We start from the raw sequence: 11,860 nt of genomic DNA on the forward strand, positions 1-11,860 counted from the left end.
ATGACCGCCACCACCACCGCACCGGGCTCCGCCGACACCGCCGCCGTCCGCCGGGCCATCGCCGACACCGCACGGCCGGCCCGCCCCGGCCGCTTGGCGACCGCGCTGACCTTCGGCTGGCGCGGCATGCTCAAGGTCAAGCACGTGCCCGAGCAGCTGCTCGACGTCACGGTCACGCCGGTGATGTTCCTGCTGCTGTTCACCTACCTGTTCGGCGGTGCCATCGCCGGCTCGACCAGCGCCTACCTCGACTACACGCTGCCCGGTCTGCTGGTCATGTCGGTGCTGTTCACCACTGTCTACTCCGGCGTCTCGCTGAACACCGACCTCACCAAGGGCGTGGTCGACCGGTTCCGGTCGCTGCCGATCTGGCGGCCGGCACCGCTGCTGGGGTCGCTCCTGGGTGACAGCGTCCGCTACGTCGTGGCCGGCACGGTGATCATCGTGGTCGGCGTCGCCCTGGGGTACCGGCCGGACGGCGGGGTCGGCGGGGCGGTCGCGGCACTGGCGCTGGTCGTCGTCTTCTCGTTCGGGCTGTCGTGGGTGTTCTCGGTGCTCGGTCTGCTGCTGCGCTCGCCGAACGCGGTGATGAACGCCGGATTCATGGGCATCTTCCCGCTGACGTTCCTGTCCAACGTCTTCGTCGACCCGGCCACGCTGCCCGGTCCGCTGCAGGCGTTCGTCGACGTCAACCCGATCTCGGTGCTGGCCACCGCCTCCCGCTCGCTCATGGCCGGCACGCCCGACGGGACCGCGATCGCCGTCTCGCTGGCCGTGGCCGCGGCGCTGGCCGCGGTGTTCCTGCCGGTCACGACCCGCCTCTACCGGAGCCGGTGAGGGTTACGGTGACGGCCGTGGTGCCGTCGGACCCGGACCCGTCGGGAGCGGTGCGGCCGCTGGAGGCTTCCATCCGCACCGACCTCGGCGGCGCGATGACCTACGCCGCCTACCTCGACCTGGACCGCCTGCTGGCCGCGCAGCACCCGCGCAGCCGCCCGGAGCACCACGACGAGCTGCTGTTCATCGTCCAGCACCAGACCAGCGAGCTGTGGCTGAAGCTCGTGCTGCACGAGCTGCGGGCCGCCTGCCGCCACCTGGCCGGCGACGAGCCCGCGCCGGCGCTCAAGTGCCTGGCCCGGGTGAAGAACGTGGAGCGGACGCTCATCGAGCAGTGGTCGGTCCTGGCCACGCTGACCCCGCGCGAGTACGCCCAGTTCCGCGGCGCCCTCGGCAACGCGTCGGGCTTCCAGTCGCACCAGTACCGCGCGGTCGAGTTCGTCCTCGGCAACAAGCACCCCGGCATGCTCGCGGTCTTCGACGGCGAGCCGGCCGCGCGGGAGCTGCTGGAGGAGCTGCTCGCGGCGCCGACGCTCTACGACGAGTTCCTCCGGCTGCTGGCCCGGCTCGGCCTCGCGGTGCCGGCGGCCGTCCTGCACCGCGACGTGCGCCAGCCGTGGACGTACCAGCCGGACCTGGTCCCGGTCTTCCGCGAGGTCTACGAGTCGACGGACACGCCGTGGGAGGTCTACGAGGCCTGCGAGAGCCTGGTCGACGTCGAGGACAACTGGCAGCTCTGGCGGTTCCGCCACCTGCGCACGGTGCAGCGGACCATCGGCGCGAAGACCGGCACCGGTGGCTCCTCCGGGGTCGGGTTCCTGCGCCGGGCCCTCGACCTCACCTTCTTCCCGGAGCTGTGCGCCGTCCGCACCGTCATCGGCTCCGCGGCGGAGAGCCTCCGCGGAGATTCCGACGCCGGCTCCGGACGCGGGGCCGACGGCCGCCGTATGTAGCAGTGGTGGCGGCGCCGCCCGGCGCGAGGACCGCTCGCACCGGTCGTCGGGAGCACGCCGCACTCCACCGCCCGCCCGTACGGAGGAAACCGGCATGACCGCACGACCGAGCAACTGGGGGGTCCTTGTGCCGCTCCCGTCCGGGGGCCGAGCATGGTCGACCTGGCGCACCCGAGGAGGAGGAGCCGACATGGAACCCGACCCGCCCGAACCGACCGGAGACCTGGGCTACGACTCGGCGCACGAGGTCACCGGCGACCGGCCCCGACCGGAGCCGGGGACGCCGCAGCCCCCGCCGGTGGACGACGGCGGGGACCACGGCTACGACGAGGCGCACGACTTCCGGCGCTGACGGCGGACCCGGCGTGGGAGCGCCCGCCCGGGGTAGAGGGCGGGCACCACCCCTCCTCCAGGGAGCGTCGTGACCGACCGCACCGCACCCCGATCCTTCCTCGGCGCGCTGACCGGCGGCCTGGTCCGCGCGCCCGAGCTGCGCACCGACGACGACCGCTCGGCCTCCCGGCTGGAGCTCTTCTTCGACCTGGCCTTCGTCCTCGTCCTCGCGGAGCTGGCCATCGACTTCCGCGCCGACGTCACCTGGCGCGGGGAGCTGGTGTTCGCCGGGCTGTTCACCGTCGTCTGGTGGTCGTGGGTCAGCTCGACCCTCTACGCCAACCGGTTCGACCACGACGACGTCGTCTACCGGTTGCTCAAGCTCGGCAGCATGGCCGCCGTCGTCGGGATGGCCGCCACCGCCACCGAGGCGACCGGCACCTACTTCGGCATCTTCGTCGGCTGCAACCTGGTGCTGCGGGCCATGCTGCTGCTGCAGTACCTCCGCGCGTACCGGCACCTGTCCGGTGCCCGGCCGATCGCCCGGCTGTACCTGATCGGCACCACCCTCGGAGCGCTGCTGTGGGCGGTGTCCCTCGCGGTGCCGCGGCCGATCGGGTTCGCCCTGTGGGCCGCCGCCGTCCTGGCCGAGGTGCTGGTGCCGCTGCTGGCCACCCGGTCGTCGGCCGACGTCCCGCTGCACGTCGAGCACCTGCCCGAGCGGTTCGGCCTCTTCGTGATCCTGGTGCTCGGCGAATCGGTGGCCGGCATCGCCCACGGGCTGCACGACGCCCACTGGACCGGTTCCGGGCTGCTGGTCGCGGCGCTCGGCTTCGTCCTGGCCGCGGCGCTGTGGTGGAGCTACTTCGACCTGGCCGGGGCCCGCGCCAAGCAGCTCCTCAGCGAGGTGGGCGGAGAGCGCAGCGACCACTCGCACGACGTCTACGTCTTCGGGCAGCTGCCGCTGACCCTGGCGCTGGCGACCGTCGGCGCGGGGCTGGAGCTGGCCGTCGTGCAGAGCGGCGAGGGCGAGGTGCCCACCGGCACCCGGCTGGTGCTGGCCGGCGGGGTGGTCGTCTACCTGCTGTCGGTGACCGTCACCGAGGTGGGGATGTCCAAGCAGGGTGCGCGGCGCGGGTGGTGGTGGCCGGCCGTGGCGGCCGCCGTCGCCGCCGTGGACGTCGTGCTCGAGCTGCCGGCCGCCGTCGTGGTCGGCGCGCTGGCCGCGGTCGTCGTCACCGTGGTGGTCGTGGGGCTGGCCGAGCGGGCCACCGGGCGGATGGGCGTCGAGGAGGTCTGACCGGCGCCCTCCGGGCTCAGCGCGCCCGGCGGGCGAGCAGCCGGCGCACCGGATCGGGGAGGAAGAGCAGCAACAGCGCGAGGTAGCCGACCGCGGGGACGGCGACGCCGACGACGAGGGCCAGCACGAAGGTGCCCGTGGTCAGCAGCGCGCTCGGCAGGTCGTCCTCCGCCGGGTCGGCGCCGGAGCGGCGCAGGTACGGGCGGCGGACGAGGGAGAGGGTGAGCAGGGTCAGGCAGGTCGAGCTCAGCGTCATGGTCCCGATGTAGATGCCGATGGCGAGCCGGGAGCTGCCGTAGACCGCCGCGACCTCGGTGGCGAAGGGCAGCAGCACGATCGTCAGCGTCCAGACCAGGTTCGCCAGCACGAAGGGCATGTCGTAGGAGCCGACCCGCTCGACGATCCGGTGGTGGACGAGCCACTGCTGCGCGATGACCGCGAAGCTCAGCGCGAAGGCGCCGAACCGGCTGGCCTCCTCGGCGAGCAGGTCGCCGAGCTCGACGGTCGCGCCCTCCTCCGGGATGACGTCGACCAGCGGCAGCACCAGCAGGGTGATGGCGATCGCCACGACCGCGTCGAGGAAGGTGATCAGCCGGTCCAGGCCCCGGTCGGTGCGCACCCGCCGCAGGCTAGAGGCGCCCGCTCGCAGGCGGGGTGGTCGTCGCGCCCGCCGGCGGGGTAGGGGCCCGGCATGCGCGAGCGACCAGGCCACGGCGGGCGACCCGGACCACGGGAGGGCAGCATCCGGCTGCCCGACGGGCGGGCGCTGGCCTACGCCGAGTACGGCGACCCGGCGGGCCGGGTGGTGCTCGGCTGCCACGGCTCGCCGAGCTCGCGGCTGGAGCGCCACGTCGAGGACCCCGAGGACTACCGGCGCTGGGGCGTGCGGTTCGTCGTCCCCGACCGGCCCGGCTTCGGTCGCTCCGACCCGCAGCCGGGGCGGCGGGTGACCGACTGGCCGGACGACGTCGCGCCGCTGCTGGACGCCCTCGGGGTCGAGGAGTTCGCCGTCCTCAGCCTGTCCGGTGGCGCCGCGTACGCACTGGCCTGCGCGCACGCCTTCGACACCCGGGTGCGCAGCATCGGCGTCCTCGGCGGAGCGCCTCCGCCCGACGTCCCGTGGCCGTGGCCGGGCTGGGTGCCCAGGCGGCTGCGGGCGGCCGCGCACCGGCCGTCGCCGGCGGCGGCGCTGCTGCGGCCGGTGTTCGCCCCGATCGCGCGGCGCCCGGCGGCGATCCCGCGCTACCTGCAGGCCCGGCTCAACCCGGCCGACCGTCGGGTGATCGGCCGGCCCGGCGTCCGGCGGGTCCTGGCCGACACCTTCACCGAGGGCCTGCGCAACGGGACCGCTCCGCTCGCCGAGGACCGCGCGCTGCTGTTCCGTCCCTGGGGGTTCCCGCTGACGGAGGTGCGCCAGCACGTGCACCTGTGGCACGGGACGCAGGACTGGCAGGTGCCGGTGGCGCTCGGTCGGGTGCTGGCCGCGATGCTGCCCTCCTGCACGGCGCACTGGCTGGCCGGCGAGGGGCACTTCGCCGTCTTCGACCACGCCGCGGAGGTCTACGGGGCGCTGCGCCCCTGACCGGGCAGGGGAGGATGCCCGCGTGCCGCGCCTGCTCGTCGTCCACCACACGCCCTCGCCGTCCCTGCAGGCCGTGCTCGAGGCGGTGCGGGAGGGCGTCGCGCTGGTCGAGGAGGTCGAGCTCGACGTCCGCCCCGCGCTGTCGGCCGGGGCCGCCGACCTGCTCGCGGCCGACGGTGTGCTGCTCGGGACGCCGGCCAACATCGGCTACATGTCCGGAGCGCTCAAGCACTTCTTCGACACCGTCTACTACCCGTGCCTGGACGCCACCGTCGGGCTCCCGTACGGCGTGTACGTGCACGGCAACGACGACACCGCGGGCGCGCTGCGCAGCATCGAGAAGGTCACCGGCGCGCTGCGGTGGAAGCAGGTCGCCGCACCGCTGAGCCTCACCGGCGCGCCCGGCCCCGCCGACCTCGAGGCGGCCCGCGAGCTGGCGGCCACGGTCGCGGTGCAGCTCTAGCAGAGGTGCTGCCCGGCGCCGCACGGCGACGTGGAGGACGCGCTCACCCGGGCCGGGTGGGCGGCGCTGCGGCCGGAGCGGCGTGCCGCGGCGGCACCTCGGTGAACAGGTCGACCAGCGCGTCCCAGCGGGTGCGCCGGCCGGCCGGGAAGCGGGCCTCCGAGCGGGCCCGCCGCCGAGAGCCCGGCCGGTAGCGGCGGTGCGCCCAGAACGAGCCGGGCCGGGCCAGCCGCACCGCACCGACCAGCGCGACGAGCGGGACGAAGACGCCCACGACGCCGAGCACCACCCGGCCCTTGAGGATCGCGGCGAGGGCGAAGAGGAGGTTGACCGCGACCGTTGCCCACAACACGACCTCGCTGTCGGCGTCGTCCGCGTCGAACGGGTTGGCACCGACGAGCAGCAGCCCCCCGACGACCAGCGCCACGAGGACGGCGTCGATCGAACTGCGGCCCTGCCGGCTCCAGTAGACGTCCTCCAGGTGCAGCCACAGCGCGAACTCGTCGAGGGTGAGGGCGGCGCCGGCGCCGAACAGCACGGCCAGCACCTGCACCCACGGCGGTTCGGGCCGGTAGGTGAACTCCAGGGTGCCGGTGCCGAGCAGCAGGAAGATGCCGTAGACCTCGTGGTGCACGTGCACGCCACCGATGCTCGCGTCGCGGAACGGTCCGCGGCCGGTCCGGATGGCCCGGGTGACCAGCCGGGTGACCAGGAAGGTCAGCAGGAACGCCAGCACCATCCAGCCCACCACGGCCCGGCGGTCGGACAGCCCGGGCAGGATCTCCAGATCGACGTCCACCCACCACCCCCGCGCCCGCGGACTCCGGCCGCCGCCGATGGTGGTGCCGGCGGGCACCCGCCGACAAGCGGGTCAGCCGCCGGTCAGGCGCAGCAGCACGGCCTCGTCAGGACCCAGCTCCCCGGTCCGCCCCGGCGGCCGGCCGGGGTCGGTGGAGACGAGCAGGGTGGCCTCGCCGTCGACGGGGAGCGCGCGGGGCTCGGCGGTGAAGTTGACGGCGGCCAGCAGCCGGTCGTCGTCGTCCTCCCGCAGCCAGGCCAGCACGCCCGGCGCGGCGTCGACCATCCGCTGCCGGCCGGTCTGCAGGGTCGGCGAGCCGGCGCGCAGCGCGGCCAGCCGGCGCACCAGCGACAGCGTCGAGGAGGCGTCCGCGGCCTGGCGCTCGACGCACAGCCGTTCCGCGTCGGCCACGAGCGGCAGCCACGGCTCCCCGGTGGTGAAGCCCGCGCCCGGGCCGGCGACCGACGGCGGCCGCCAGGGGATCGGCGCCCGCTCGGGATCGCGGCCGTCGACGTCGACCACCCGGTCCGGCGGGACGACGGCGTCCGGCAGGCCCAGCTCGTCGCCCTGGTAGAGGAAGGGCGTGCCGCGCAGCGCCGTCAGCAGCAGCGCGACCGCCCGGGCGCGGGCCGGGCCGTGCCCGCCGTCGCCCCCGTCGTCGACGTCGTAGCGGGTGGCGATGCGGGAGTGGTCGTGGTTGCCGAGGAACCAGGCCGGCCAGGCCTCCGGCTCGGCCTGCGCCTCGAACTCCTCGATCGCGGCGCGGAACGCGGCGGCGTTCCACGGCAGGTGGACGAAGACGAAGTTGTGCGCCAGGTGCAGTTGGTCCCCGCCGGCCAGGTAGGCCAGCACGCGGCGCAGGTCCAGCAGGTAGACCTCGCCGACGATCATCCGGTCGGGGAACTCGTCGACGACCCGCCGGATGCCGCGCAGCCGCTCGTGCGCGGTCTCCCAGTCCTGGTCGTGCCGCCGGTCGGAGCCGGCGTTGCTGCGCAGCAGCGGGTCCTTGGCCAGCCGCTGCAGGGCGTCGATGCGCAGCCCGTCCACCCCGCGGCCCAGCCAGAACCGGACGACGTCGTGCATGGCGGCCTCGACCGCGGGGTTCTCCCAGTTCAGGTCGGGCTGCTGCGGCGTGTACGAGTGCAGGTACCACTGGCCGGTGCGCTCGTCGTGCGTCCAGGCCGGGCCGACGGCGACGAACTCCGAGCGCCAGTCGTTGGGCGGCCCGCCGTCGGCGGCGCCGTCCCGCCAGACGTACCAGCTCCGCTTCGGGTCCTCGCGCGAGGAGCGGGAGGCGCGGAACCACGGGTGCTGGTCGGAGGTGTGGTTGGGCACCCAGTCCAGCACGACGCGGATGCCCCGGTCGTGGCAGTCGGCGACGAGGTCGTCGAGGTCGGCCAGCGTGCCGAACACCGGGTCGACGTCGCAGAGGTCGGAGACGTCGTAGCCGAAGTCGGCCATGGGGGAGGGGAACACCGGCGAGAGCCAGACGGCGGCGACGGACAACCCGGCGAGGTGGTCCAGGTGCGCCCGCATGCCGCGCAGATCACCGACGCCGTCGCCGTCGGAGTCGGCGAACGACCGCGGGTAGACCTGGTAGACCGCGCCACGCCGCCACCACTGCGTCACGGGCGCGGGATGTTGCGCAGGTTGCTGCGGGCCAGGTCCACCATCTTGCCGACGCCCCCGCCGAGCACCTGCCTGGTCGCCGACCGGGCGAACCCGCGGATCTGCTCGCCGGTGATCGCCGGCGGGATGGACAGCGCGTTCGGGTCGGTGACGAACTCCATGAGCACCGGCCCGGGGTCCGCCAGGCCCTTGGCCAGGGTGTCCCGGACGTCGCGGGGGTCCTCCACCCGCATCGACCGGATGCCCACGGCCTCGGCGATCGCGGCGAAGTCCGTCGGCTCGTGGTCGGTCTCGTAGTCGGGGATGCCGTCGACCATCATCTCCAGCTTCACCATGCCCAGCGAGGCGTTGTTGAACAGCACGACCTTCACCGGCAGCCGGTGCAGCCGCACGGTGATCAGCTCGCCGAGCAGCATCGCCAGGCCGCCGTCGCCGGACATCGACACCACCTGCCGGCCGGGTGCGGCGAGCTGCGCGCCGACGGCGTGCGGCAGGGCGTTGGCCATCGAGCCGTGCCGGAAGGAGCCGATCACCCGCCGGCGGCCGTTCGGCGTCAGGTAGCGGGCCGCCCAGACGTTGCACATGCCGGTGTCGACGGTGAAGACGGCGTCGTCGTCGGCGAGGTCGTCGAGCTGCGCGGCGACGTACTCGGGGTGGATCGGGCGCATCCGCTCGACCCGCGTGGTGTAGGCGTCGACGACCTTCTCCAGCGCCTCGGCGTGGTGGCGCAGCATCGTGTCCAGGAAGCGCCGGTCGGTCTTCTGCTCCAGCAGCGGCAGCAGCGCGCGGATCGTCTCGCCGACGTCCCCGTGGACGGCGACCTCCAGCGGGGTGCGCCGGCCGAGGTGGCCCGCCTCGGCGTCCACCTGCGCCGTCCGTCGCTGGGGCAGGAAGTTCGTGTACGGGAAGTCGGTGCCCAGCAGCAGCAGCAGGTCGGCCTCGTGGGTGGCCTCGTGCGCGGCGCCGTAGCCGAGCAGGCCGTTCATCCCGACGTCGTACGGGTTGTCGTACTGGATGACCTCCTTGCCGCCCAGCGCGTGCCCGACGGGGGAGAGCACCCTCCCGGCCAGCTCCATCACCTCGGCGTGCGCGCCGGCGCACCCGGCCCCGCAGAACAGCGTCACCGTGCGCGCCGCGTTCAGCGCGTCGGCCAGGGCCTGCACCTGTCCCGCCGCCGGCCGCACCGGCGAGGGCTCGGTGACCATCGCGGTGGGCGCGGTCGGTCCGCCGGACTCCTCGGCGGCCAGGTCGCCGGGCAGCACCACGACCGACACGCCCCTCCTGCCGACGGCGGTCTGGATCGCCACCCGCAGGGTGTGCGGCATCTGCTTCGGGGTGACCACCTCGCACCAGTACGAGCAGTCCTGGAAGGTGCGCTCGGGGTGGGTCTCCTGGAAGAAGGCCATCCCGATCTCCTGCGACTGGATGTGCGAGGCGATCGCGACCACCGGGGCGCCGCTGCGGTGGGCGTCGTACAGCCCCTGCAGCAGGTGGGTGTTCCCGGGCCCGCAGGAACCGGCGCACACCGCGAGCTCGCCGGTGACCTGGGCCTCGGCCGCGGCCGCGAACGCGCCGCCCTCCTCGTTGCTGACGTGCACCCACTCGATGCCGTCGGTGTGCCGGACGGCGTCGACGACGGGGTTGAGGCTGTCGCCGACCACGCCGTAGATGCGTCGGGCGCCGGCGTCCCGCAGCATCCGGACGAGCTGGGCGGCGACGGTCGGGTGGGCCATGGCGACCTCCGCGGGGAGGAGCAGCGGCGGCCGGGGCTGACCGACGTCCGGACCGTACGGGGAGGCGGCACCCCGGCGCGAGTACGCCGACCGCTGGCGCGTCCGTGGCTGCAGCCGCCGGGAACCCCGGTTCCTGACTACGCTCCCGTGCGTGCTGCCGGCGGCCGCGTGTCTCGCGCGGTGGCTCGAGTTCGTGGGCGACGCGCTGCAGCAGCCCGCTGGAGAGCGGTTTCCGCACCAGGACGTGGCGCAGCTGCTCCAAGCCTCCCTCCAGGCGGCCTGCTGCTCCCTGCACGTGGTGAGCGACACCTGGGTGGACAGCGTCGCGGGGTGCTGGCCCGCCGGTTACCTGCCGTCGATCCCCTCGCTGGAGCGTCCGCCTGACGCGACCTGGCACCCCCTGATGCGCTGGTACGCCCACACGGCCAGCACGGCGCCGCAGATCCTGGGGGCGGTGCCGACGGCGATCGCCGGCCGGTCTCTCATGGCGGGCTGGACGGTCTTCGCCCGACCCTTCGGGATCACCCACCAGATCGCGCTGCCCCTGATCGCCGGAGGTGGCGTCGAGACCTATCTGCTCAGTCGTCCGGACGACGACTTCGGCGACGACGACGCCGCCCTCGCCGCGCTGGTCCAACCGGTGCTCGCCGCCCTGTTCCGCCAGCCCGGGTGCTGGCGGAACAGGCGGCCTCCCCGCTGAGGTCGGCGGCACAGATCGGCCTGACAGGACGCGAGACGGCCGTCCTCCAACTCCTCGCCCGCGGCCTCACCGCCGAGTCGATCGCCCGCCGTCTGGGCTGCTCCCCCCGGACGGTGCACAAGCACCTCGAGCGGCTCTACCGCAAGATCGGGGTGCGCGACCGGTTGATGGCCGTGCAGGTGGCGCGGTGCCACGGGCTCGTCTGACCCGTCCCGGCTGTCCGCACGAGATCTCAGCGGGCGAGGTCTCAGCGGGCGAGGAAGTGCACGCCGAGCCACACCCAGGCGAGCAGCACCGCGACCCGTCCCGGTGTCGTCCGCATGGCGGCGCCCACCGTCTCCGCGACGGTGGCCGGCCCCGCGCCGCGCCGCGCCGCGGCCTCCAGCACCAGGGCGGCGACCAGCAGGACGGCGAACCCGGCGACGCCGGTCACCCCGGCCGCCGGGGGCAGGCGCGGGTGACCAGCCAGGCGCCGGCCGCCAACCAGGCGAGGGTCGCTCCGCCGCGCAGCACCGGGGAGGCGAGCACCGGGTCGGCCAGGTCGCTGAGCGCGGGCAGGTCGTCGTCGGCCAGGGTGGCCAGCTCCCAGGCGACGGCTGCTGCCAGCCAGCCGAGCCAGGGCAACCCGCGCCGGCCGACCGGCGCCGCCGCCGCGCCCGCCCGCCGGGCGAGGGCCGCCGCGGTGATGACGGCACCGGCAGCGGACACGGCCAGCAGCGCCCCCGTCGACAGCTCGCCGGCGACGGCCACCGCGGCGGCGCAGCAGACGGCCGACGCGGCGCAGGTGAGCCGGCGCGCGGAGCGGGAACACAGCATCCGTGCATGCTGGCGCAGCCGACCGCAGGAGGGTGCTCGTCCTCGCCGCGGCGCTGGTCCCGGTGCTCGGCGCCTGGAACAACCTGGTGGTGCACCGGCTGCCGGGCCGGCCGGGCTCCTACGTCGTGGCCAACGTCGTGGCGACGGCCGTGCTGCTCGCTGCCGCCCGGGTCAGCGGGCTGTCCTGGGCCGAGCTCGGGCTCGACCGCCGACGCCTCGCGGCGGGAGCGCGGTGGGGCGGGGCCTGCGCGGCGGTCGTCGCGGCCGGGTACGCGACGGCGCTGGCGCTGCCCGCCGTCCGACCGCTGCTGGCCGACGCCCGGGCGGCGGGCCTGGACGGGGGCGACCTCGCCGGGGAGGTCCTGGTCCGGATCCCGTTCGGCACCGTCCTGTGGGAGGAGGTCGCCTTCCGCGGCGTGCTGCTCGCCGCCCTCGTGCGGCTGCTCCCCCGGGCCGGGGCGATCGCTGCGTCCGCGGCGCTGTTCGGGCTCTGGCACGTCCGTCCCACCCTCGGCGCGCTCGCCGCGAACGACCTCGCCGACGGCCCGCTGGCCCGCACCGGTGCCGTGGTGCTGGCCTGCTTCGGCACCGCGGCCGCCGGGGTGCTCTTCACCGGCCTGCGGGAGCGCAGCGGGAGTCTGCTGGCCCCCGTGCTGCTCCACCTGGCGACGAACACGCTCGGCCTGGGGGCCGCGGCCGTCGCGCACCGGTGAAG

At 74.9% G+C, this 11,860-nt stretch carries 15 protein-coding genes; 9 read left to right on the forward strand and 6 right to left on the reverse strand.

Annotation, left to right across the window (positions count from 1 at the left end; translation table 11 throughout):
* From BUB17_RS02930 to BUB17_RS02940, 4 genes are all read left to right on the forward strand, one after another.
* The gene (locus BUB17_RS02930) at positions 1-837 is read left to right on the forward strand and encodes an ABC transporter permease (RefSeq protein WP_072912989.1); all 837 of its coding nucleotides are present in this window, start codon (positions 1-3) and stop codon (positions 835-837) included.
* 17 nt (positions 838-854) lie between these two features.
* On the forward strand, positions 855-1,790 hold the full coding sequence (locus BUB17_RS02935; RefSeq protein WP_244276859.1) for a tryptophan 2,3-dioxygenase: 936 nt from the start codon (positions 855-857) through the stop codon (positions 1,788-1,790).
* A 190-nt stretch (positions 1,791-1,980) separates the two neighbouring features.
* Positions 1,981-2,142, forward strand: coding sequence for a hypothetical protein (locus BUB17_RS26560; RefSeq protein ID WP_175561255.1), 162 nt, complete (start codon positions 1,981-1,983; stop codon positions 2,140-2,142).
* Between the two features lie 69 nt (positions 2,143-2,211).
* The gene (locus BUB17_RS02940; protein ID WP_072912995.1) at positions 2,212-3,423 is read left to right on the forward strand and encodes a low temperature requirement protein A; all 1,212 of its coding nucleotides are present in this window, start codon (positions 2,212-2,214) and stop codon (positions 3,421-3,423) included.
* A 16-nt stretch (positions 3,424-3,439) separates the two neighbouring features.
* Here the strand turns inward: BUB17_RS02940 and BUB17_RS02945 are convergent, their stop codons facing one another.
* The gene (locus tag BUB17_RS02945) at positions 3,440-4,042 is read right to left on the reverse strand and encodes a TMEM175 family protein (RefSeq protein WP_072912998.1); all 603 of its coding nucleotides are present in this window, start codon (positions 4,040-4,042) and stop codon (positions 3,440-3,442) included.
* Between the two features lie 72 nt (positions 4,043-4,114).
* Here BUB17_RS02945 and BUB17_RS02950 point away from each other — a divergent pair, with 72 nt between their 5' ends.
* Positions 4,115-5,005, forward strand: coding sequence for an alpha/beta fold hydrolase (locus tag BUB17_RS02950; protein ID WP_072913001.1), 891 nt, complete (start codon positions 4,115-4,117; stop codon positions 5,003-5,005).
* A gap of 22 nt (positions 5,006-5,027) precedes the next feature.
* Positions 5,028-5,468: a flavodoxin family protein gene (locus tag BUB17_RS02955; protein WP_072913004.1), complete on the forward strand. Its 441-nt coding sequence runs from the start codon at positions 5,028-5,030 to the stop codon at positions 5,466-5,468.
* A gap of 43 nt (positions 5,469-5,511) precedes the next feature.
* Here BUB17_RS02955 and BUB17_RS02960 read toward each other — a convergent pair whose 3' ends face one another.
* From BUB17_RS02960 to BUB17_RS02970, 3 genes are all read right to left on the reverse strand, one after another.
* Positions 5,512-6,267: a hypothetical protein gene (locus BUB17_RS02960; RefSeq protein WP_072913706.1), complete on the reverse strand. Its 756-nt coding sequence runs from the start codon at positions 6,265-6,267 to the stop codon at positions 5,512-5,514.
* 72 nt (positions 6,268-6,339) lie between these two features.
* A complete protein-coding gene (locus BUB17_RS02965) occupies positions 6,340-7,896 on the reverse strand; it encodes an alpha-amylase family glycosyl hydrolase (RefSeq protein ID WP_072913007.1) in 1,557 nt (518 codons plus the stop codon).
* On the reverse strand, positions 7,893-9,629 hold the full coding sequence (locus BUB17_RS02970; RefSeq protein ID WP_072913010.1) for a pyruvate dehydrogenase: 1,737 nt from the start codon (positions 9,627-9,629) through the stop codon (positions 7,893-7,895). Before BUB17_RS02970 ends, BUB17_RS02965 begins: the two co-directional genes overlap by 4 nt.
* 151 nt (positions 9,630-9,780) lie before the next feature.
* On the opposite strand from BUB17_RS02970, the gene BUB17_RS25315 reads away from it, so the two are divergent.
* Together BUB17_RS25315 and BUB17_RS27615 are read left to right on the forward strand one after the other, a co-directional pair.
* A complete protein-coding gene (locus BUB17_RS25315) occupies positions 9,781-10,329 on the forward strand; it encodes a hypothetical protein (protein WP_072913015.1) in 549 nt (182 codons plus the stop codon).
* Positions 10,299-10,535, forward strand: a complete 237-nt coding sequence (locus BUB17_RS27615) for a response regulator transcription factor (RefSeq protein WP_072913039.1) — start codon at positions 10,299-10,301, stop codon at positions 10,533-10,535. The genes BUB17_RS25315 and BUB17_RS27615 overlap by 31 nt, the downstream gene beginning before the upstream one ends.
* A gap of 41 nt (positions 10,536-10,576) precedes the next feature.
* On the opposite strand, the gene BUB17_RS02985 is transcribed toward BUB17_RS27615, so the two are convergent.
* Together BUB17_RS02985 and BUB17_RS02990 are read right to left on the reverse strand one after the other, a co-directional pair.
* A complete protein-coding gene (locus tag BUB17_RS02985; RefSeq protein ID WP_072913042.1) occupies positions 10,577-10,762 on the reverse strand; it encodes a DUF6186 family protein in 186 nt (61 codons plus the stop codon).
* Positions 10,759-11,145 carry a hypothetical protein gene (locus BUB17_RS02990; RefSeq protein WP_072913045.1) on the reverse strand — a complete coding sequence of 129 codons (387 nt, stop codon included), beginning with the start codon at positions 11,143-11,145 and terminating at the stop codon, positions 10,759-10,761. Before BUB17_RS02990 ends, BUB17_RS02985 begins: the two co-directional genes overlap by 4 nt.
* Positions 11,146-11,177: 32 nt before the next feature.
* On the opposite strand from BUB17_RS02990, the gene BUB17_RS02995 reads away from it, so the two are divergent.
* Positions 11,178-11,858, forward strand: a complete 681-nt coding sequence (locus BUB17_RS02995) for a CPBP family intramembrane glutamic endopeptidase (protein ID WP_083605972.1) — start codon at positions 11,178-11,180, stop codon at positions 11,856-11,858.
* Positions 11,859-11,860: the final 2 nt, after the last annotated feature.

Origin of the sequence: Geodermatophilus obscurus (genome assembly GCF_900143215.1) — a bacterium.
GTDB lineage: Bacteria > Actinomycetota > Actinomycetes > Mycobacteriales > Geodermatophilaceae > Geodermatophilus > Geodermatophilus obscurus_A.